This is a genomic window from Marinobacter sp. KM021 (genome assembly GCF_050707965.1).
GTDB classification, from domain to species: Bacteria; Pseudomonadota; Gammaproteobacteria; order Pseudomonadales; family Oleiphilaceae; genus Marinobacter; species Marinobacter shengliensis.
On sequence record NZ_CP136129.1, the window covers coordinates 323,148 to 344,243 of the forward strand.

The 21,096-nt window shown below is 57.5% G+C and carries 23 protein-coding genes; 15 read left to right on the forward strand and 8 right to left on the reverse strand.

Going from position 1 to position 21,096, the window contains the following annotated elements; genetic code table 11:
• Positions 1–24 precede the first annotated feature (24 nt).
• Positions 25–744 carry a tellurite resistance TerB family protein gene (locus RVM24_RS01595; RefSeq protein ID WP_061333349.1) on the reverse strand — a complete coding sequence of 240 codons (720 nt, stop codon included), beginning with the start codon at positions 742–744 and terminating at the stop codon, positions 25–27.
• 250 nt (positions 745–994) lie between these two features.
• On the opposite strand from RVM24_RS01595, the gene pdhA reads away from it, so the two are divergent.
• From pdhA to RVM24_RS01615, 4 genes are all read left to right on the forward strand, one after another.
• A complete protein-coding gene (pdhA, locus tag RVM24_RS01600; RefSeq protein WP_061333348.1) occupies positions 995–2,074 on the forward strand; it encodes a pyruvate dehydrogenase (acetyl-transferring) E1 component subunit alpha in 1,080 nt (359 codons plus the stop codon).
• Entirely contained in the window at positions 2,071–3,075 is a 1,005-nt protein-coding gene (locus RVM24_RS01605) for an alpha-ketoacid dehydrogenase subunit beta (RefSeq protein WP_431474855.1), read from the forward strand. The genes pdhA and RVM24_RS01605 overlap by 4 nt, the downstream gene beginning before the upstream one ends.
• A 10-nt stretch (positions 3,076–3,085) precedes the next feature.
• Positions 3,086–4,210 (forward strand): dihydrolipoamide acetyltransferase family protein, encoded by a 1,125-nt coding sequence (locus tag RVM24_RS01610; RefSeq protein ID WP_431474856.1) that lies wholly within the window; start codon positions 3,086–3,088, stop codon positions 4,208–4,210.
• A gap of 114 nt (positions 4,211–4,324) precedes the next feature.
• Positions 4,325–4,822 (forward strand): copper chaperone PCu(A)C, encoded by a 498-nt coding sequence (locus RVM24_RS01615; RefSeq protein ID WP_061333345.1) that lies wholly within the window; start codon positions 4,325–4,327, stop codon positions 4,820–4,822.
• Between the two features lie 74 nt (positions 4,823–4,896).
• Here the strand turns inward: RVM24_RS01615 and RVM24_RS01620 are convergent, their stop codons facing one another.
• Entirely contained in the window at positions 4,897–6,624 is a 1,728-nt protein-coding gene (locus RVM24_RS01620) for an alkyl sulfatase dimerization domain-containing protein (protein ID WP_431474857.1), read from the reverse strand.
• Positions 6,625–6,707: 83 nt separating this feature from the next.
• On the opposite strand from RVM24_RS01620, the gene RVM24_RS01625 reads away from it, so the two are divergent.
• Positions 6,708–7,661, forward strand: coding sequence for an arsenic resistance protein (locus RVM24_RS01625; RefSeq protein ID WP_431474858.1), 954 nt, complete (start codon positions 6,708–6,710; stop codon positions 7,659–7,661).
• Between the two features lie 15 nt (positions 7,662–7,676).
• On the opposite strand, the gene RVM24_RS01630 is transcribed toward RVM24_RS01625, so the two are convergent.
• Entirely contained in the window at positions 7,677–7,955 is a 279-nt protein-coding gene (locus tag RVM24_RS01630; protein ID WP_106693606.1) for a SelT/SelW/SelH family protein, read from the reverse strand.
• Between the two features lie 98 nt (positions 7,956–8,053).
• Here RVM24_RS01630 and RVM24_RS01635 point away from each other — a divergent pair, with 98 nt between their 5' ends.
• The 3 genes from RVM24_RS01635 (at position 8,054) to RVM24_RS01645 (ending at position 10,157) form a co-directional block, all read left to right on the forward strand.
• Positions 8,054–9,286 (forward strand): RNA polymerase sigma factor, encoded by a 1,233-nt coding sequence (locus tag RVM24_RS01635; protein WP_431474859.1) that lies wholly within the window; start codon positions 8,054–8,056, stop codon positions 9,284–9,286.
• A 142-nt stretch (positions 9,287–9,428) separates the two neighbouring features.
• Positions 9,429–9,788, forward strand: coding sequence for a YciI family protein (locus RVM24_RS01640; protein ID WP_374787264.1), 360 nt, complete (start codon positions 9,429–9,431; stop codon positions 9,786–9,788).
• Positions 9,789–9,803: 15 nt separating this feature from the next.
• Entirely contained in the window at positions 9,804–10,157 is a 354-nt protein-coding gene (locus RVM24_RS01645) for a DUF1428 domain-containing protein (RefSeq protein ID WP_061333341.1), read from the forward strand.
• A 25-nt stretch (positions 10,158–10,182) separates the two neighbouring features.
• Here RVM24_RS01645 and RVM24_RS01650 read toward each other — a convergent pair whose 3' ends face one another.
• On the reverse strand, positions 10,183–12,369 hold the full coding sequence (locus RVM24_RS01650) for an OsmC domain/YcaO domain-containing protein (protein WP_431474860.1): 2,187 nt from the start codon (positions 12,367–12,369) through the stop codon (positions 10,183–10,185).
• A gap of 24 nt (positions 12,370–12,393) precedes the next feature.
• Here RVM24_RS01650 and RVM24_RS01655 point away from each other — a divergent pair, with 24 nt between their 5' ends.
• Positions 12,394–12,621, forward strand: coding sequence for a hypothetical protein (locus RVM24_RS01655; protein ID WP_138437715.1), 228 nt, complete (start codon positions 12,394–12,396; stop codon positions 12,619–12,621).
• On the opposite strand, the gene RVM24_RS01660 is transcribed toward RVM24_RS01655, so the two are convergent.
• On the reverse strand, positions 12,618–13,451 hold the full coding sequence (locus tag RVM24_RS01660; protein WP_374813251.1) for a zinc-dependent peptidase: 834 nt from the start codon (positions 13,449–13,451) through the stop codon (positions 12,618–12,620). The two genes, RVM24_RS01655 and RVM24_RS01660, sit on opposite strands and share 4 nt — an antisense overlap.
• Positions 13,452–13,493: 42 nt before the next feature.
• The gene (locus RVM24_RS01665; protein WP_374813253.1) at positions 13,494–13,913 is read right to left on the reverse strand and encodes a universal stress protein; all 420 of its coding nucleotides are present in this window, start codon (positions 13,911–13,913) and stop codon (positions 13,494–13,496) included.
• Between the two features lie 86 nt (positions 13,914–13,999).
• On the opposite strand from RVM24_RS01665, the gene RVM24_RS01670 reads away from it, so the two are divergent.
• Positions 14,000–14,320 (forward strand): antibiotic biosynthesis monooxygenase family protein, encoded by a 321-nt coding sequence (locus RVM24_RS01670; RefSeq protein ID WP_374813255.1) that lies wholly within the window; start codon positions 14,000–14,002, stop codon positions 14,318–14,320.
• Here RVM24_RS01670 and RVM24_RS01675 read toward each other — a convergent pair whose 3' ends face one another.
• Positions 14,321–15,292, reverse strand: a complete 972-nt coding sequence (locus RVM24_RS01675; RefSeq protein WP_374813358.1) for a ribonuclease Z — start codon at positions 15,290–15,292, stop codon at positions 14,321–14,323.
• Between the two features lie 71 nt (positions 15,293–15,363).
• On the opposite strand from RVM24_RS01675, the gene RVM24_RS01680 reads away from it, so the two are divergent.
• Genes RVM24_RS01680 through RVM24_RS01690 form a run of 3 tightly spaced genes read left to right on the forward strand, consistent with a single transcriptional unit; the run spans position 15,364 to position 17,215 of the window.
• On the forward strand, positions 15,364–15,735 hold the full coding sequence (locus RVM24_RS01680; protein ID WP_058090609.1) for a YidH family protein: 372 nt from the start codon (positions 15,364–15,366) through the stop codon (positions 15,733–15,735).
• Positions 15,736–15,772: 37 nt separating this feature from the next.
• On the forward strand, positions 15,773–16,627 hold the full coding sequence (locus RVM24_RS01685; protein ID WP_374813256.1) for a crotonase/enoyl-CoA hydratase family protein: 855 nt from the start codon (positions 15,773–15,775) through the stop codon (positions 16,625–16,627).
• A 3-nt stretch (positions 16,628–16,630) separates the two neighbouring features.
• Positions 16,631–17,215 carry a CPBP family intramembrane glutamic endopeptidase gene (locus tag RVM24_RS01690; RefSeq protein WP_374813257.1) on the forward strand — a complete coding sequence of 195 codons (585 nt, stop codon included), beginning with the start codon at positions 16,631–16,633 and terminating at the stop codon, positions 17,213–17,215.
• Here RVM24_RS01690 and RVM24_RS01695 read toward each other — a convergent pair.
• On the reverse strand, positions 17,205–18,104 hold the full coding sequence (locus tag RVM24_RS01695) for a LysR family transcriptional regulator ArgP (RefSeq protein WP_374813259.1): 900 nt from the start codon (positions 18,102–18,104) through the stop codon (positions 17,205–17,207). The two genes, RVM24_RS01690 and RVM24_RS01695, sit on opposite strands and share 11 nt — an antisense overlap.
• An 88-nt stretch (positions 18,105–18,192) precedes the next feature.
• Between RVM24_RS01695 and RVM24_RS01700 the strand changes: the two genes are divergently transcribed.
• Together RVM24_RS01700 and RVM24_RS01705 are read left to right on the forward strand one after the other, a co-directional pair.
• Positions 18,193–18,798, forward strand: coding sequence for a LysE/ArgO family amino acid transporter (locus RVM24_RS01700; RefSeq protein ID WP_374813261.1), 606 nt, complete (start codon positions 18,193–18,195; stop codon positions 18,796–18,798).
• 94 nt (positions 18,799–18,892) lie between these two features.
• Positions 18,893–21,091, forward strand: a complete 2,199-nt coding sequence (locus RVM24_RS01705) for a putative bifunctional diguanylate cyclase/phosphodiesterase (RefSeq protein ID WP_374813262.1) — start codon at positions 18,893–18,895, stop codon at positions 21,089–21,091.
• Positions 21,092–21,096: the final 5 nt, after the last annotated feature.

Sequence of the window (21,096 nt, forward strand, 5' to 3'; positions counted from 1 at the left end):
CCTGTCTCTTTTAACCGCGGATAGTTAGGCCTCTAAAGCCTGCACCTGCTGTTCCAGCTCCTTAGCCAGACGGGGGTCGAGCTTCAGGGCTGCGGCGAGTTGGTCAAGCCAGGCCCGCTCCATTGGGTTCTGGTCGTTGATCATCACCGCGCTGACGACATAGATTTCACGGCTTGCTTGTGGCGAATCGGAGTTTCTGGCGAGGGCTTGCGCATCCAGGGGGCCGTCAAACTGTTGCTGAATCCAGGCGTGTAATTCGTCGTCTGGTCCTAATTTCTCGATTTCCTGAGTGAGCAAAGCCCGTTCATTGGCGTCTATGTGGCCATCGGCCCTGGCGGCCATGATCATGGCCTGGAGTATTTCCAGTCCTCGCCTCTCCTGGTCAGCACCTTGAAGCTGTTCCAGAGGTCGCCCTTGTTGGGTGGGCGCTTGTTGCGGTACCCCCTGGGCGTTGTTCTGATAATTTTGGTAAGCCTTGTAAGCCAGCGCGCCAACGCCAGCCAGGGCCCCGTATTTGAGCGCAGTGCCTCCCATTTTCCTGCCGCGTTTAGAACCCAGCATCAGGCCCAGGGCGCCGCCGCCCAACAGGCTTTTCACGTCAACCCCGCTGCTGCCACCTTTGCTGCCAGAAAGCTGGTTGCCTAAACCTCCCATGAGGCCCTTTACATCCATTCCGCCGCCGCTCTGGGATTGGCCACCCTGAGCCTGACCCATGATCTGATTCAGTACCGACATGACATTCATTACTCATCTCCTGATGACGTTGTTGCCCGTGGCTTGTTGGTTGATTGTAGCTTCAGTAAACCATGACCAACAAGAACCGGGGGTGAACGTATTGTCAGGCGCCCGCCGGTAAAGTTCCTTTGATCATTCGTGGACCTTCGACTAAACCTTAAACAGAGTGCCAACCACCCCAACGCTGCCGCTGCCCGCCACAAGCAGGTTGTCTGTGCAGCCAGGCTTTTATCCCGAGGCCGGGGGACAGGAGGATGGAATGAGACGAATCCACGAATTCCATGTGGATAGCACCCGCTATCTGGATGACCACGGCAGACCACTTGCGGAACTGCCACCGCAGGCCGAGAACATTGACAGAGTGTTGGATGCCTATCGAAATATGGTGCTGACACGCACCTTCGATGCCAAAGCCATTGCGCTGCAACGCACTGGAAAATGCGGTACCTATCCGTCTGTGCTGGGGCACGAGGTGGTGGGCACAGCCATTGGTCAGAGCATGGCGAAATCTGACGTGTTCGTGCCCTATTACCGGGATCAGGCTAGTCATATTTTGCGGGGCGTGAGCCTGACTGAATTGCTGCTTTACTGGGGTGGCGATGAGCGTGGAAGCGCCTGGAAGAATTGCCCGGAAGACCTACCAATATCCGTGCCGATTGCCACCCAATGTTGTCATGCGATGGGCGTGGCGGCGGCCATGAAGATCCGGGATCAGAGCCGGGCTGTGGTGTGTTGTATTGGTGATGGAGGCACATCAAAAGGCGACTTTCTGGAGAGCATTAATCTGGCCGGTGCCTGGCATTTGCCCGTTGTATTTGTAGTGATCAATAACCAATGGGCGATTTCCACGCCGCGTAGCCTGCAAAGCGGCGCGGAGACCATTGCGCAGAAAGCCATCAGCGCCGGATTGCCGGGCCACATTGTCGATGGTAACGACTATTTTGCGGCGGTTGAAGCCATGGATGCTGCCATTGAGCGGGCCCATGCGGGCAAAGGTGCGACGGTGATTGAAGCCGTTACCTATCGCCTGGGCGATCACACCACCGCCGATGATGCTACCCGCTACCGAACCGCGGAGGATCTCAAACGTGCCTGGGAAAAAGATGGCATCAAGCGCTTGCAAAACTGGTTGCATGACAACGCTTTGTGGAGCCCGGATCAAGAAAAAGCCCTGCAGGCTGAGTGCAAGCAAACCGTAGAAAAGGCCGTTGAATCCTACCTGGCCACCGAGGCCGAGCCGCCCACTGTCATGCTGGATTATCTGTTTGAAGCCCTCCCCGCCGCGCTGCAACAACAGCGTGAGCAGATTGCCACTAAATACCGGGAAGGTGACGTATGAGCAAGGCGCAGGTTGTTGGATATACAAGAGATGTCACTCTGGTGGAAGCCGTCAATATGGCCTTGCACCGGGCGATGGCAGATGATGCTAACGTGGTGGTGCTGGGCGAAGATATTGCCACCAATGGTGGCGTGTTCCGGGCCACCGTTGGTCTGAAAGAAGCGTTTGGCTTCAAGCGGGTGATGGATACACCCCTGGCGGAAAACCTGATTGCAGGCACGGCTATCGGTATGGCCACTCAGGGTTTGAGGCCGGTGGCGGAATTTCAGTTTATGGGGTTTATCTACGCCGGTATGGAGCAGATCATCAGCCACGCCGCCCGCATGCGTAACCGCACCCGGGGCCGGCTGCATTGCCCGCTGGTATTCCGCGCTCCATTCGGGGGCGGCATCCACGCCCCGGAACACCATTCCGAAAGCACCGAAGCCCTGTTTGCCCACATCCCCGGCCTGCGGGTGGTCATTCCAAGTTCACCGCAACGGGCGTATGGCCTTCTACTGGCGGCCATCCGCAATCCGGACCCGGTGGTCTTCCTTGAGCCCAAGCGTATTTACCGGGCCGTCACCCAAAGTGTGAAAGATGACGGCGAAGGGTTACCGCTGGACACTTGTTTCACCCTGAGGGAGGGAGATGATGTCACTCTGATTACCTGGGGTGCCTGTGTGCAGGAAACCCTGCAGGCGGCCGACAAACTGTCGGAGCAGGGCGTCAGCTGCGAGGTGATCGACGTCGCCACCGTCAGCCCACTGGATCGGGAAACCCTGCTGAGCTCGGTGGCCAAAACCGGCCGGGCCGTGATCATCCACGAAGCCTGCCGTAATGGCGGTGTTGGTGCGGAGGTGGCTGCCTCCATTGCCGAAGGCGCCTTCCTGGACCTTCAGGCCCCGGTGGTGCGAGTCACCGGGTACGACACCATCATGCCTTACTACCGAAACGAGCAGTATTATCTTCCGCAGGTGGAAGACATCGTTAAAGCCGTCGAACAGGTGATCGCGCTCTAGGAGGATAACCATGAAAAACTTCAAACTCCCAGACCTGGGCGAAGGCCTCCCCGAAGCCGAAATCGTCGAATGGCACATCAAGGTGGGTGACACGGTGGATGTGGACCAGGTACTGGTCAGCGTCGAAACCGCCAAAGCCATCGTTGAAGTGCCGTCGCCCCAGGCCGGTACCATTGCCAAACTTTATGGCGAGCCCGGGGACATCATTCACACCGGCGAACCCTTGCTGGCTTTTGAAGGAGAGGGTGACGACACAGGCACTGTGGTGGGGGAACTGAAATCATCCGGAAAAGGCGATGGCAACGGCGCGCAGCAAGATCAGTTTATCGTCGGTGCGGCCCCTTCCAGCAAGCGGGCCCGGGCCAATCGCGCCACACCCGGAGTGCGTGCACTGGCAGAACGACTGGGGGTTGGCCTGGAATCCATCAAGGGCAGCGGCCCGGGTGGTCTGATCACCACTGACGACGTGCACAAACAGGCCAGCCACCAGAAACAACTGGGCGACGCCGCCCCCCTGCGCGGCACCCGTCGCACCATGGCCAAGAACATGGCGTTGTCCCACGCCCAGGTAGTGCCGGTGTCTATCTTTGAGGACGTGGATATCGGTGACTGGAAAAAGGGCACCGACATCACCATGCGCCTGGTGCAGGCCATCGGCAAGGCCTGCGAAACTGTGCCGGAACTGAATTGCTGGTTTGATGGCGACAACCTGAGCCGGCAACTCCTGAACGAGGTGCATGTGGGCATCGCCGTAGACACTGCGGACGGCCTGTTTGTGCCGGTGTTGCGGGACATTACCCATCGTAGCCAGAAGGACCTGCGCCAGGGCCTGGAGAACCTGCGCGAGGCGGTAGCCACCCGCAAGATACCGCCGAAAGAGATGCAGGGCGCCACCATTACCCTGTCCAATTTCGGAACTATGACCGGCCAGTACGCCAACCCTATTGTCAGCCCGCCACAAGTGGCCATCGTGGGGGCTGGGCGAATCCGGGATAAGGTTGTGCCACATAACGGCACTGCGACCATTCGTCGCATCCTGCCGCTGTCGCTTACCTTCGACCATCGGGCGGCAACCGGCGGAGAAGCCTCGCGGTTTCTGGGGGCGATGGTCCAGGCCCTGAATAACGCATCGTGACCAGCCAACACTATTTGATGAAAACGGGTTAAAACACACTTGCCATCACGGCAAGTGATGGCAACACTTACTTCGAAAAGACTTCAAGACCACATAACAACAGAGTTAGTACCCATGAAACGCACACATTTATTCAACGTCGGCCTCCTGTTGGCTGCCGCGACACTGGCTGCTCCTGTCCTGGCTCACGATTACAGCCAGGGCGACATTCACATAGAGCACCCCTGGAGCCGACCAACCCCCCCGGGCACGCCCATGGGCGTGGGTTACATGATCATCAGTAATCACGGTAATCAGGATGTCACCCTCACCAGTGCCCAATCACCCCGGGCGGGTAACGTGTCGATCCACGAAACCCACATGCACGACGGCGTGATGCGCATGAGCCCTGTCAAAGGCGGTCTCGTGATTCCCGCCGGGGAGACGGTTGAATTGAAACCTCACAGCTACCATCTGATGTTGGAACAGCTCACCCAGCCATTGGCGGAGGGTGAGTTCATTCCTGTGGAATTGGCTTTTGACGGTGCTGAGGGCATGGCCGTAGAGCTGGAGGTGCATCCCCTGGACGGCAAAGAAAAGGCAATGGACCATTCCGGGATGCATCATCACTGACTTTACGCCACGCTCCAGGTAAATGGTGCCTGCCTCTGTCTGCGGTGACCTGGTGGTTACTGTTCTGCGTTGAATCAGGTTTCCAGATTCGGCTCAAACAGCTGAATAAACCGGGTAAAGCCAATCCGCCCCCCTTTGACATACTCAAAATCCGACAGAATGGCCAATGCGGGGTTGCGGATGCCGGCAAGCATCCGCTTGAAGTCGAGGCTGTCAATGCGCACATGGATGCTGGCATCTTCCGAGACGCCCTTCCGGAGTTCTGACGCGCCACCTCTCACCGTGAGCGTGAAGCTCTGCTCCAGGTCGGGAAACTCAAACACGACGGATTGATAGATGTCCCATGCGGCTTCACCTTCAAGGTTGACACTCATACCGTCGAAGAAGGCCCTGATGGGAATGCCTTCAAGCATCGTATCGTTGGGAGTTACCGCCATCAGTGGCAGGATGATGTCGCCCGCCAATTCGGCGGCGGAGGTCAGGTAGTAATGGCGGGCTCCGGGATTGGTTTCGGCTGACGCCAGGGCATGCAAGGCGAGAATGCGATGCTCTGTGGCGGCCTGGTGTTCCGGACTCAGCCGCAGCACATAGTCCGTCAGCTCCAGCACCCATTGATGGTCTTCGTTATTGGCAGCCTTCTCCACAGCAGTCATCAATGCATCTTCACCGCCGGCCAGTTGGGCCATGCGCTTGGCTTTTTCTCCGGGTGGCGTAGGGTGCAGATTGCTGGGGTTGCCATCGAACCAGCCAAGTGTTCCGCCAAAGACCATACGGGCAGACCACTCCGGTTTGCCATAAAACTCCTGCAGGAACGGGGACCGTGCCAGGCGGGGTGGCAGACGGATTTCATGAGCGATTTCACTAGGGGTTTTGCCGGCATTCATCATTCGGATGGTCTGATCATAAACGTAGCGAATAGCATCCCGGTAGTCGGTCAGGTGCTTGCGGATCTCCGCTTTGCCTGTCACCGGGCGTGAGTGGCCGGGTACCAAATATTCCGGCTCCAGATCCCTCATCATTTCCAGGCTGTCAGCCCAGGTTTTCGGGTCGCGGTAGCTGGTGCCGCGAATGGTGTAGAGGTTGGGAAAGGCGCGGTAGAAGTTGTCGCCCGGCAGCAGCACTTTCTGTTTTGGTAGCCACACCACCACCTGGTCGTCGGTCTCGCCAGGTGCGTGCTTGAGTATCATCTCCACACCGCCTACGGTAATGCTCAGCTCGTCTTGAAAGGTCTGAGTCGGTCGCAGAATCTGCAGGGTGCTGTGTTCCTGTAAATCCACAAAGGGGCCGATACCCACATTGGTTCGGTCGGCATCGGGCAGCCGGCTGCCGTACATACGAAAAGAACGCTGGGTGATGATGGGCTGGAGTACACTCACGGTCTGGTCGACTGCTTTCTCCAGAGAGTGGTGAGCATAAATTTCGACCGGGTCGCCGTTGTTGATAAAAGCTGGCGCCCCATGGATATGGTCTGGATGCGAGTGGGTATAGATAATGGCCCGCACTGGCTTGTCAGTGATTGCCCTGAAGCGCTTGGCGATTCGTTCCGCCGCTTCCAGGGATTCCATGGTGTCGACAATCGTGACGGCATCATCGCCTTCGATCATGATGGAATTGGCGATGCCGAAGCCAACGGCAACGTAAACGCCGTCGGTGACTTCAATCACGTCTTCCCGGAATTCTTCGCCATGGCGGTCAAGCGCTTCGGGTGTCAGGGTTCCGGATGCCGGCGGCCTGTCGGTGCCGGAAGGGCTGCAGGCGGAAATCAGGAGGACGCTCAGTAACAGGAAGGCGATGCGGGGCATGGTGAGATCCTTAATGTTGTTGTTTCTGGTAGCGCACATGAGTGTTGCACTGATCGTGACTGTTGAACCAGGAGGCTTTACTGTTGGCCCGTGAAGTGATGGAAGAGTATCAGGTCTTTATCTATCTGATGGCTATCTGCCTGGGCCTTTTGGTGGGAGTGTGGGTGCCCGACCTTGGTGGGCGTCTGGAATGGATTCTTTGGCCTCTACTGGGCTCTTTGCTCTACGCGACTTTTACCCAGGTGCCTCTGGTGCGCCTGCGGGATGCGTTTGCAGCGCCTCGATATATGTTCGCGGCGGTGATTGGCAACTTTCTTTTGCTACCGTGCATCGTCTGGGGATTAATGGCGCTTGGCCCGGCTATTCCAGCTCTCCAGTTGGGTCTGTTGCTGGTCTTGTTGGTGCCCTGTACTGACTGGTTTATCACCTTTACCCATCTGGGGGGCGGTGACACCAGAAGTGCCATTGCGTTCACGCCCATTAGCCTTTTGCTCCAGCTGCTGCTGTTGCCATTTTACGTGTGGTTGTTCCTGGGCACAGAGATCACCGCCAGTGTGGCCCAGCAGGAGTTGATACTGGCATTCGTCGGGTTGATAGTCGCGCCCTTGATTGCGGCTTATCTGACGGAAACCTGGGTGGCGCGGAGCAAAAACCGGCAATCTGTTGTGATAGCTCTTGGTTGGCTGCCGGTACCGTTGTTGGCCCTGGTGGTCTTCTGTATTGCAGCCGCGCAAGTGAATCTGGTCTTGGCGTCGGTTGGAATTCTTCCCTGGCTATTGCTGCTCTTTGCCGCATTCTTGCTGGCTGCCGGGATGTTGTCGGTGGTCGTCGCCAGGGTTGCGCGGTTACCGGTCAAGCAGGGCAGGGTGTTGGCGTTCAGCTTTGGCAGCCGGAATTCGTTTGTCGTCCTCCCACTGGCGCTGTCATTACCCGCCTCGTATGAGCTGGCCGTCGTTGTGGTGGTGTTTCAATCCCTGGTGGAGCTTTTCGGGATGGCTTTTTTCCTGTGGTGGGTTCCCAAGAAGCTCCACCGTTAACCTCCCTGGCCTGAATTACGCTGGTTTGTCTGAATGCCCGAGGGAGTGCTCCGGCGCTATCTGATCCCGCACCAATTGCTTCAATTGCTTGATGTCCGGGAAACCTCCCTGTTCCTTGCGGGACCAGATACGGGTGTCGTTTACCCAGACTTCGAAGATGCCGCCGGTGCCGGGTTTCAGGGTAAGTTCGTCGACCATGCCGTCGAAGGTGGTGAGGAGTTCCTGGGCCATCCAGGTGGATCTCAGCATCCAGTTACAGCCGGTGCAGTAATGTAGGGTGATTCGCGTTGCCATTTGTTAATGCTTCCTGCATGGAAAAATCTATGTGCCATGCTATCAAATGATGTGTGGTGTTTCCTTCGCTCAAGGCAATGGACGGCAGTGTGCAATCAATGTCATCAGACTATCCGGCAATCGGCCAACTATACCATCAGCATTCCCGGCAGGTGCTGGCTACCCTTATTCGTTTGTTAGGCGACTTTGAACTGGCCGAGGAAGCCATGCAGGAGGCGTTTGCCGCTGCTGTGCGCCAGTGGCCTGAAGAAGGGCATCCGGATAATCCGGTTGCCTGGCTGATCCGGGCCGGCCATCACAAGGGCATTGATCATATCCGCCGGGGTCAGACCGCCAGGCGCTATTCGCATCTGATGGCGGTAGACGAAGAAAACTCTGAAGCTGCCGCTCCAGAGGGTATCGAAGACGACCAGCTTCGGTTGCTGTTTATCTGTTGCCACCCGGCGTTATCGTTGAATGCACGAGTTGCGCTAACCCTCCGGGAAATGTGCGGCCTGACCACAGAGCAGGTAGCCAGCGCCCTTCTGCAAAAGCCGGCCACCCTGGCCCAGCGGATTGTACGAGCCAAGAAGAAGATCCGTGAGGCGGGGATTCCCTACGAGGTGCCGGAACCGAGGCAGCTTTCCGAGCGCTTGCCCGGGGTGCTTCGGGTCATTTACCTGGTGTTTAACGAGGGCTATTCCCGGAGCGATGGGGATTCGCTGGTGGATGTGAGCCTGTCGGGCGAGGCCATTCGGCTGGCTGAGGTGCTGGCAAGATTGCTTCCCGAGGGTGAAGTGTTCGGCCTGTTGTCACTGATGCTACTGCACGATTCCCGCCGAAGCGCCCGTGAGGACGAGCAGGGCGATCTGATTACGCTCGAGGATCAGGACCGTTCAAGGTGGGACCAGAAGCAGATCGAACTCGGGCTGAAGTGGCTGGAGCAGGCACTGGCGAGAACGCCGGCCTCTCCGTATACCCTGCAGGCATCCATAGCGGCGGTGCACGCCCAGGCTCGCCGGGCGGAAGACACGGATTGGCGGCGAATTGCCCGGTTATACGATGCCCTGTATCGCCAACACCCATCGCCGGTAATAGCACTTAACCACGCTGTGGCCGTTGCCATGCGGGATGAGCCGGAAGCCGGACTGGCGCTCCTGGATGGCTTGCTGGGCAACAAGGAAATCCTGACCTACCACCTGTTCCATGCGGCCCGTGCCGACCTGTTGCGCAGAGCCGGTGATTTCGAATCTGCGATCGTTGCCTACCAGCGTGCCCTGGAACTTGCGACTCAGGGGCCGGAGCGCCGTTTTCTGAAGCGACGGCTTCAATCCCTTTCTGGCGGTGTTTGAAAAAATATTCCCGACCTGTCGATTTCCGGGGTGTTGGCTCGACTAAACAGTAGAACACCCCCCGCAGGAGACGTTTATCGCGCAAAGCGGGCGAACCCAGTTCAAACCAGATCCTGCCCCACTGGCAGAAGGAGGGTAATCCATGAAATACGTTGCTCTGGTGTATTACCAGGAGAGCATTATCAACGCCATGACCGATCAGCAGTGGCATGACCTGAACCAGGAGTGTGTGGCCGGAGTAGAGCGGCTGACCGAACAGGGAAATTACGTCACCGGCCAGCCTCTGCAGCCAACCGACACGGCAACCACCGTGCAGGTTCGCAATGGTGACGTGTTGATATCCGACGGCCCGTTTGCCGAAACCAAAGAGCAGCTGGCCGGGTTTTACCTGCTCGAGGCCAGAGACCTGAACGAAGCCCTGCACCTGGCCAGCCGGATTCCACCGGCACGCTTCGGCAGCATTGAAGTGCGGCCGGTACGGGAGCTGCCACCGAAGGACTGAATCAGGAGAAAGATTATGAGCTATATCGATGGATTTGTGGCCGCCGTGCCAACTGCAAACAAACAGAAGTACATCCAGCACGCCAGCGATGCCGCAGCGGTGTTCAAGGAATACGGCGCTACCAAAATGGTGGAGTGTTGGGGGGATGACGTGCCAGACGGCAAGGTCACGTCGTTTCCCATGGCTGTGAAGTGTCAGCCCGAGGAAACGGTCGTGTTCTCATGGATTGAATGGCCGTCCCGCGCAGTGAGGGACAAAGCCATGCCCAGAATCATGGACGATCCGCGCCTGCAGCCGGATGTGAACCCTATGCCGTTTGATGGCAAGCGACTGATCTACGGCGGCTTTGAAGCGGTGGTGCTGGAGTAGCGGTGCCTGCTGGCACCGCCTGTGGTCAGAGCCCGGCTTTGCGGGCCCTGGCCGCATGCAGCTTCTTGTAGCTCTCGATCATCTTCAGGTGCCGGTCCAGGCCGCGCAGGTCCATGCCGGTTTCCTCCAGGCCATAGAAGCGCACCGTGCCGTTAATGGAGCCGACCACGGCGTTCATCACCTCATCGCCAAACATACGGCGGAAGTTGTAGAGGTAGTCATCCAGCTCCAGTTCTTCGTTCAACGTGGCTTCCAGCGCCGCGTTCATGGCCTGATAGAACAGGCCCCGTTCGACGGTGTTGTCATTGAACTGCAGGAACATATCCACCAGCTCCTGGGCCTCTTCCAGTTCGCCCAACGCCAGGTAGATCAGCAGTTTCAGTTCCAGAATGGTCAGCTGGCCCCACACGGTGTTCTCATCAAACTCGATGCCGGTGAGGGTGACGATAGTCATGTACACGTCCAGCTCAGCCTCTTCCAGGCGCTGCACCAGATCGGTCAGTTCGTCTTCATCCAAACGGTGCAGGTTCAGGATGTCTTCCCGGAATGCCAGCGCCATGTTGGTGTTGTCCCACACCAGGTCTTCCACCGGATACACCTCGGAGTAGCCCGGCACCAGAATGCGGCACACCGGAGCGCCCAGGTCTTCGAATACCGCCATGTAACATTCCTTACCCATGTCCGCGAGGATGCCGAACAGGGTGGCGGCTTCTTCTTCGTTGGTGCCGGAGAAATCCCACTCCACAAAATCGTAGTCGGATCTGGCACTGAAGAAGCGCCAGGACACCACGCCGCTGGAATCGATAAAGTGCTCAACGTAGTTGTTGGGCTCAGTTACCGCCATGGAGTTGAACGTAGGCGCGGGCAGGTCGTTCAGGCCTTCAAAGCTGCGGCCTTGCAGCAGTTCGGTCAAACTGCGTTCCAGTGCCACGTGGAAGCTGGGGTGCGCACCGAAGGAGGCAAACACGCCGCCGGTTTTTGGGTTCATCAGGGTCACGCACATCACCGGGAACTGACCACCCAGTGAGGCATCTTTCACCAGTACCGGGAAACCCTGTTCTTCCAGGGCTTTGATGCCCTCAACGATCTCCGGGTACTTGGTCAGCACACTCTCGGGCACGTCCGGCAGGGCGATTTCGTTTTCGATGATCTCTTTCTTCACCGCCCGCTCGAAGATTTCCGACAGGCACTGTACCTGGGCTTCCTGCAGGGTGTTACCGGCACTCATGCCGTTGCTCAGGTACAGGTTCTCGATCAGGTTGGAGGGGAAGTACACGGTTTCCCCATCCGACTGGCGCACGTAGGGAATGCTGCAGATACCCCGCTCCGGTGTGCCGGAGTTGGTGTCGAACAGGTGGGTACCGAGCAGTTCGCCATCCGGGTTGAAGATCTCCAGGCAGTAATCGTCCAGGATGCCCTCGGGCAGCTCGCCGTCCGGGCCGGGCTGGAACCATTTCTCGTTCGGGTAATGCACGAACTCGCTGTTGGCGATGTCTTGGCCGAAGTACTGGTCGTTGTAGAAGAAGTTGCAGTTCAGCCGCTCAATAAACTCACCCAGGGCAGAGCACAGGGCGGCCTCCTTGGTGGCGCCCTTGCCGTTGGTAAAACACATGTGGGCGGCGGTATCGCGCACGTGCAGGGACCACACGTGAGGCACAATGTTGCGCCAGGAGGCAATTTCGATTTTCATGCCCAGGTCTGCCAATATGCCGCTCATATTGGCAATCGTGGTTTCCAGGGGCAGGTCTTTGCCTTCGATGTAGGTGCTGGAGTCGGTGCCCGGTGCAGCGGTGAGCAGGGCCTGGGCGTCTTCGTCCAGGTTTTCGACCACTTCAATCTGGAAGTCCGGACCGGTTTGCACCACCTTTTTGACCGTGCAGCGGTCGATGGAGCGGATGATGCCCTGGCGGTCCTTATCGGAAATGTCTTCCGGCAGCTCCACCTGAATCTTGAAAATCTGCTTGTAGCGGTTTTCCGGGTCTACAATGTTGTTTTGCGACAGGCGGATGTTATCTGTGGGAATATCCCGGGCGTTGCAGTAAACCTTTACAAAGTAGGCTGCGCACATGGCGGACGAGGCCAGGAAATAATCAAAGGGGCCGGGTGCCGAGCCATCGCCCTTGTAGCGGACGGGCTGGTCTGAGACGACGGTGAAATCGTCGAATTTGGCCTCAAGCCTCAGGTTGTCGAGATAATTGACTTTGATTTCCATGGGCAGCTTACCGGATTCAGAAATATGAGCAGTTTACGCGGAATAGACGAGGTAATCCCCGATGCGCGGGATGGTCTCACAAAAACCGAAAGGACGATACTTTACGTCCTCAGTGAAACCCAGAAGGAGCTGGGTGGCCGCAATGTGCCGACGGTGATGCTCTACGGCCGAGTGCTGGAGCATGTGAACATCAGCGAGCAGGAGTTGCACCTGTACCTGGACCGGCTTGGTGTAAAGGGTGATGGCTGTTAACGGCGTTGGCGGCTGAAGTCTCTCGGGTCCAGCCGATAATAGCCGCACAGGGCTTTGTAGACATCTGGTTGGGCTTCAAGCAGGTGCTCCGGCTGTTGAAAGAAGGTTTCCGTCAGTACCGCAAAGAACTCAGCGGGTTCAGTGGCGCCGTAAGGGTCAAGCCAGGGCTTGTGGTGGTGTGCCAGCCGATGTTGCAGGTGGTCCCAGGCCTTGGTCATGGTTTCCTGCCAGTTCCGGGCCTGCTCGCCATACAGTGGTGGTGCGCCATCAGCGGTGCCGTCCAGGTAGTCCAGCTGGTGGGCGAATTCGTGAAGGATCACGTTATGGGGGCTGTGTGGCTCGGCGATGGCGTTTTCGCACTCGCTCCAGGCCAGTACCACCTGGCCACGGGAGGAAGCTTCGCCGGCGCGGACCTGGTCACTGTGGCTTACCACCAGGCCGTCGCTCTCAGTGCCCTGAGCCCGGTAGACGTCCGGATACACCAGAATACTCTGCACCTCGTCGTAGTCTGAAAACGGCCGTTCCAGAATCAGCAGGCAGGCGTGGCCAGCGATGGTCACGCGTACTCTGTCGTCTACCTCAAAGCCATCGCAGCCGTAATAGTCCTTCTCTGAGACAAACAGCTGCACCAGGCGCTCAAGCCGCTTCCTTTGCTGCGGTGCCAACCGTTTGTAGGCGGGTACCTGCTTTTTCAGATAGCTTCGCCAGGGTTTGGGGAAGGGCTGCTGCAGTTCCCGCTTTCGCCGCCAGGTGCGATAGAAAAACAGGTAAAACAACGACCCGGCAAGCAGAGTGGTGGCAAAGACAGCAAAAATGACAGGCGCAGACATCAACAACTTCCCTAGGCGTGTCTGGCCAGTCTACCTCAACGATCAGCGAACCACGAAAACCGAAATGTCGCTGTGTTTTACGATCTCAGCGGCGTTAGAACGCAGCAGGTGCAGCTTATCTCCCAGTCCGGGCGTGTGCGATGCCATCACAACAAGGTCTGCGCCAGTATCTTTGATGGCGCCCAGTAACTTGGAATCCAGTTCCACGGCCGTATCGGCAGACTCAAGTACCTTGGCGTCCGTTTTTATGCCGTGGGCTTGGCCTTGCTCATGGGCAAACCCGGCAAGTTTCTCGGCAAGCTCTTTCGGGTTGTGGGCGGCGGCGCCGGGCGTGCTATTGGTGACCGTCACGTAGCACAGGCTTGCCTGATAGTGCTTTGCCATGTCGATGGCGGTGCTCAGGGTTTTGGGAATCTTGTCCATGTGAGAAAGATCCACAGGTACGAGTATTTTTTTGTACATGGTTCAGTCTCCATTGCTCAGAATTTGAACTTATGTCTTCAAGTCTGGACCATGAAACGACAGGTCGGCAAATCAGAGGCAGCTTTATGAAGTATATTTTTGAAGTCACCGTGAAGGACGGCCACACGGCGGAGGATTATGCAGATGCTTGGGTAAGAGCCAGCGAGCTGATTCAGCAGGCGCCGGGGGCGCGGGGCACTGAACTGCACCGCAAGATCGGCGAGCCGAACAAGCTGATTGCCATCGCCAGCTGGGACAGCAAGGCAGACCGGGATGCCATGGACGCAACCAAGGACCCCCGGATTATGGACATCATCAAAAGCGCGGCGCCGTTTGTGGAGATCCGGCCTTTGGGTGAATTTGAAGACCCGGAATGGGTGGTGATGCCGCCCGGGGGCAACGGGTAATCAATGGCCATCGAGCTTGTTCAGCGTCAGGTCTTTGTCCAAACGATAGGTATCAAAATCTTTGGCCAGAAACAGGTGACCTCTGTAGTGCTGTAACGCCTCCGCTGCTAATTGATTAATATGGGGCGTGCCACCAGGTACCGACTGGTAGCGTGAGCTGAAATGAGTCAGCACCAGGTTAGGCAGTTTCGCGCTCTGGGCGAATCGGGCTACCTGTTGGGCTGAGCTGTGTTGGGGCCAAGGGCCAACCCGGTCGGCCACGTCCTGTGTATAAGTGGCTTCGTGGATGAGTACATGAGTGCCTTGGCTGGCCTCTTTCAGAAGCTCCGGTGTGTCGTTATCGCCACCCACAATGATGCGCCGGGCGGTTCTGGGTATGTGCGTGTAATCATCGCTCCGCAACAACCGGCCGTCATCCAGCAACACGTCTTTGCCCTTCTGCAGATCGCCCCAGGCCGGGCCGGCCTCTATGCGGTCCGCCGCCAGTTTCTCCTGCTTTAGCTGGCGCTCCAGGTTTCTTTCGGTAAAGACATAGGCCCGGCAGGCCACGCGGTGGGAGAGCGCCACGTTGGTAACGCCCATATGGTCATCTTGCCAGTAGAAATCCGGCGCCTCGGAGTTGATGAAGTTCAGCGGGTAGCTCAGGCTCGAATCACTGTTTTCGATCACGGCATCAATAAAGCGGCGCACCTGTGGCGGCGCAATGATATCCAATGGTTCTGTGCGGCCGAGCATGGAGGCACTGGTGAGCAGACCGGGCAGGCCGAAAATGTGGTCGCCATGGATGTGAGTGATGAAAATGGCGCGTAGCTGCATCACCGAATACCGGGTGCGCATCAGTTGGTGCTGGGTACCCTCACCGCAGTCGATCAGGTACCAGGGTTTCGGGCCGGAGCGGCTCAGGGCCAGCCCGGTGACATTGCGTGACCGGGTTGGTGTTCCGGCGGATGTGCCCAGGAAAGTAAATTCCATCATGCCTCGTTTCGCGGTAATGTGCCCCCTGATGATACGAAACCTTTTACCGAGAGGATACGTGCCGCACCATGTCCGACCTGAAAGACCCCCGGGTACTGTTCGCCGCAGAGCGCACTCTACTGGCCTGGAACCGCACCAGCCTTGGGCTGACAGCCTTCGGCTTTCTGGTAGAACGGGCGGGTTTGCTGCTGGCGGCATTAGCTCCGGAGACGGGCAACAGCATGAACCTGGTGGCCATGTATTGGTTGGGAATGCTGTTCATTCTGCTGGGTGCCGCAACAGCGTTTTACGCCACCCGCCAGTTTGCAGCGGTGTTGAAAACCCTGAGCCCGGAAGAATTTCCCAATGGCTATAACGCCCGCTGGGGAATGACCATCAACCTGATCGTGGCGTTCCTCAGCCTGGCACTGGCAGCCGCCCTGTTTGTCAGCCAGTACTAACACAATCCAAGAACGACAGAATCAAAGGAGTCACACCTTGTCTGAACTAGCGAACTACGAAAGCTTCGATATCGAAGTAAAAGACCAGATTGCCCACGTGCAGTTCAGCCGCCCGGATGCCCTGAACACCATGAACAAGGCATTCTGGCTGGAGCTGCCCCGCTGCGTGCAGGACATCGAAGCCAATACCGATGCCCGAGTGATTGTGATTTCCTCCACCGGCAAACACTTTTCCGCCGGTATGGATCTGGGCGTATTCTCCGATCCCAAATCTGTGCCCATGAGCGGTGATCCGGGCCGGATGGCGGAGAACCTCCGCCGGGTGGTGCTACAGCTGCAGGATACCCTCACGTCTCTGGAGAGAGTGCGTTTGCCGGTGTTGGCAGCGGTTCATGGCGGCTGCATTGGCGGTGCCCTGGATCTGGTGTGTGCGGCCGACAGCCGTTACTGCACCGCCGATGCCTATTTCACCATCAAGGAAACCGAACTGGGCATGACCGCCGATGTGGGCACCCTGCAGCGCCTGCCCAAGCTGATGCCCGAGGGCGTGGTGCGGGAACTGGCCTACACCGGGCGTAAGTTCGGGGCAGAGGAAGCTCATCGTCTTGGTTTCGTAAACACGGTATACGAATCCCAGGAAGCGATGCTGGAAGGCGTCATGGCCATTGCAGCGCAGATTGCGGCCAATTCGCCCCTGGCGGTAACCGGTTGCAAGGAAATGATTAACTTCAGCCGTGATCACAGTGTGGAAGACAGCCTCAAGTACATGGCTACCTGGCAGTCTGGCATGTTTCGCCCCACCGACATGATGAAATCCTTCCAGGCAAAGGCCCAGAAACAGGCGCCCGTTTACGATGACCTGTTCCCGGTCAAGGATTTGTTCTCTAACTGATCCATGCCTGACCGCCGGAGCTCTTCAATCTCAACATCTGCCGCCCTGTTGTTTCAGGGCGGCATTGGTGTGGTTGGCCTTCTGGCCATCTGGCTGTTCGGTATTCCGATACTGTCGGGCGGCCTGAGCCTTGCCGAGGCGGTTTTGTTTGGCGTGATTGGTGCTTCTGTTACCTATCTTTCGCTGCTGTTGCTGACCCAGAACTCCTGGTTGTTTCCCGATGACCTCAGCAGCCAGATGCAAGCGCTCTATGATTTTGTGTCCGGTTACCGCTGGCCGGTGTTACTGGCATTGGCTGTGCTCGCCGGCGTTGGTGAAGAACTCCTGTTCCGGGGCGCGGTTCAGGGCTGGTTGCTGCAATACACCGGGCCCTGGACGGCGGTACTGGCGGCCTCGGTGCTGTTCGGACTTGTACACTATGTGTCATTCACCTACTTTCTGGTTGCCACTGGCCTGGGCCTGGTGTTGGGGGCTGCTTACCAGTTCAGCGGCAGCCTTGAGCTGGTGATGGTGTGGCATGCGGTTTATGACATGTTGGCGATATACTGCCTGCTGAGGTATCCGCACTGGTTTGGTGTCAGGGCCTGACCTGCGTGTGGGGACTTTGCCCTAGTAATCGGTTGTTGGTAAGTGCCTGAGTCAGCCGTTCCAGAGCTTCCCCGCTATGGCGCCAGAAATGCCAGTAGAGTGGTACCTCCAGTGATTGCCCCGGGGCGAGACTGATCAGTTCCCCGGCTTGCAGCTCCCTGCTTGCCTGTATCTCCGGGATCATGCCGTATCCCAGCCCCGCGCAGGCGAGCTTGACGAAACCCTCCGATGACGGACAAAGGTGATGGGGGAAGGCGCCATCGTATCCACATTGCGCAAGAAAACGGTGCTGGAGCAGGTCGTCTGGCCCGAAGACAATTGCCGGGGCTTGTTTCAGGCTTTGAGGATTGATGCCATCCGGAAAATAACGGCGGACATAGTCGGGCGTTGCCAGGGGGAGATAATACATTGTGCCCAGCGCAACGCATCGAGCGCCGGCAAGGGGTTGCGGGCTGCTGCAAAGACAAGCGGCGACATCGCCCTCCCGCATCCGCCGCAGGCCAATATCCTGATCTTCAATCACCAGATCCAGCAGTAATTCGTCTTCAATGCATACTTCGCCGATGACATGGGCCCACCAGGTCGCCAAACTGTCCGCGTTCAGCGCAATGCGTAATCGGCTGGCTCGTTCGGTCAAAGCGGGCAAAGTTCTGGCCAGGTCTCTTTCGAGTAGTTGTACCTGTTGAACGTGATTGAGCAGCCGCCGGCCGGCGGGGGTTGGCGCGAGCGTGGGACTGCGAACCAACACCGGTTGGCCCAGTCTGATCTCCAGTGTACGAATGCGCTGGGAAACTGCGGACTGAGTGAGCCCCAGGGTGTCCCCGGCACGCTCAAATCCGCCGCATTCAACCACGGTTGCCAGTGCTTCCAGCAGCTTGTAATCAATCATAAGTATAATTAATGCAGTATTAGCAGGATGAATTTCAAGTATATAGGTTTGCGGTTAGTCTGGCCCCTCAATCTTCGGAGGAGCGGGCGTGTTTGAAAGTTATCTAACCGGCTTGCTGGTGTGTGGCGGTATTATTGTCGCAATTGGTGCACAGAATGCCTACGTACTGAGCCAGGCGATTCGTCGCGAGCATCACTGGTGGTCGGCCGGCGTATGCATGACATCCGATATCCTGCTGTTCACTCTGGGTATGTTTGGAGTAACCGCTGCCTTGATGGCTATGCCAGAAGCTCTGGAGATGTTGCGCTGGCTCGGTGTGGTATTCCTGAGCTGGTTGGCAATTCAAGCGTTTGTCAGGGCCGGCCGGGGCAGGGCAGCGCTTGAAGCTGGGGCAGAGGCCCGAAGAAGTCTGAAAGGCGTGCTGTTGACTACTCTGGCGGTCACCCTGCTCAACCCTCAGGTATACCTGGATACCTTATTGTTGATCCCGGCCGTAGGCGCCCAACAATCCAGTGCCCCCAGTTTTGTTGCAGGCGCAAGCAGCGCGTCCGTTATCTGGTTTGGTGGGCTGGCCTGGCTGGGTTCTTCATTGGCGCCGTTACTGTCGCGGCCGGGCGCCTGGCGGGTGATTGATGGTGTTATTGGTTTGATGATGCTCGCTATCGCCCTTCAACTGGCGTTTTCAGGTCTGTGAAATTCAAGTGATCGTGCGAAGTCCGTTTTTCTGCCTATACTCACGTCAGTAACAGAGGAATAGCTTTAACAACAACCACTCTGGCGGAGTTAATTTGGGAATCTTCAAACGCAATCTTTGGATGTTGTTCTGGCTGGTTGTTGCTGTTGGTGTGCTTGTCCTGTCGTTTATCCTGACCAGTATCTGGCAATCCACACTGCGTGCCCAGGAAGCTTACCATCAGTCCCGCGTTCAACTGATCAGTCAATCTGCCATCAACGTGTTACGTACCCAGGAGTTGATCCTGGATGTAGCCGCCGCTGAGCTTGTGCGCCTGGATCTTGTCAACGCCACCCCCGAGGTGTTGCCCTTTCTCGACAATATCATGGAGGCCAGCCCGGCGCTCGCAGGTTTCGGTATGGCCTTGCCGGATGGGCAATTGGTGAAAGTGACATCCACTGTGGATGTCAGCCTGATGCCGAATCTGTTGGAGCAGGAGGAATCCCGGGACGGCTTCCAGCGGGCTATGGAGTCTGATCGGTTGGTGGTGGGCCGCACCTACTATTTGCCGGCGGTCGGAGCCTGGATTATTCCCGCCCGCAAAGCCATCAGGGATGCCAACGGCCAAGTGATTGCGGTGATGTCTGCCGGAATCCGCGCCGATGGCGAAAAAGGGGTGTTCGGAAACAATCTGCACACCGGCGCGGACGACTCTGTGATGATCTTCCGGGAGCACGATGGCTATTTGCAGTTTATGTCCAGCGAAGGCGTCACGCCGGATATGTACGCCCACATCCAGCGGACACCGGAACAGCGTGAAGAGGACAGGCAAAGTCTGATAGCGGCCAACGATGCGTCTCTTGAGGAACTGAAAGTAAGCCCGGAACCCAGTATCTATTACAGCCATAGAGACGGTGATACGTTCATTGGTGGCGCCTGGTATTCCCCGGACTATGAACTCTGGATTGTTTCGGAATCCAATATTCGTTCGGTCTGGAGTACCTTTCTGGATCGTGCCCTGATGTATCAATCTCGTCATGATGACCTGACGTCGTTACTCAACCGGGTAGGCATGATTGACCAGATCCAGCAGCTTGTGAATCGCGACGAGGGCTTTGGCGTTGTCTTGCTCGACATCGATAATTTTCGAGGTATCAACGATCGGTTCGGGCAGGAACACGGCGACAAGGTACTGAACGAGTTCGCCCGGTGTTTACGTGAGCTGACCAGTGAACAATACGGCGCATCGCGACTTGGCGGTGATGAGTTCGCAGTGATCAGCCGTATCCGTGAGCCTGAAAAGCTGCTGGCGTTCTGTAGCGATCTGCTGCGAGGGCTGGCCCGCCATATGGCCACCGGCCCGCTGGGGCTCCAATTGGGCGCCAGTGTGGGGGCTGCTGCGTTTCCGGACCACGGAGATTCATTCAACAGCGTTATTCGAAGTGCCCACCTGGCGCTATACCAGGCCAAGAGGACCCGCAACGATGTGTGCCTGTACCGGAACGAATTTGAGGCAGGCTATTTGCGGCGCGTACACATTGAACAGCGACTTCGTGGGGCCATTCACCAGGGAAGGATATTTATGGCGTACCAGCCGCAGCTGGACGCCTGTGGCCGGGTAGTGGGCGTCGAGGCGCTGGCCCGATGGGATGATGAAGAGCTAGGGTATGTGCCGCCCAATGAATTTGTTGAAGTGGCAGAATCCTGTGGCTTGATGGTGGAGCTCGGCAACTATGTGTTGGGCCGGAGTCTCTCAGACTTCCGGACGATTCTTGACCAGGCGCGAATGCCATTGGAGCTGTCGGTGAACATCTCCGCCATGCAGTTTATGCAGTCAGGCTTTGCCGAACTGGTGTTGTCTGAATTGCAAAAGCATGGCGTGCACCCCCATTACCTGACCCTGGAAATCACCGAAACGGTTTTCATGGCAGGTTTTGACCAGGTCATCCCCGTGCTGGAACACCTTCGGCGCGAAGGCATCAGTTTGTCCATGGACGATTTCGGTACCGGTTATTCGTCCCTGAGCCTGTTGCGCAAGCTGCCGATTGATGAACTGAAGATCGACAAGAACTTTGTGGATAACATCATTGATGACGAGCCTGCCCGAAACATGGTCGAGAGCATCATTGCCATTGGCAAGAATCATCGCATGCGGCTGGTGGCCGAGGGGGTGGAAGAGCAAGCGCAGTTTTCAACGCTGGTAGCGATGGGGTGCGGTCGCTTCCAGGGTTACCTGTTCAGCCGTCCGGTGCCGGCGAGCAACGTGGCTTCCGTGGTCCGTCAGTGCAATGACAAGGCTATGCCCTCCGCCTGAGCCAA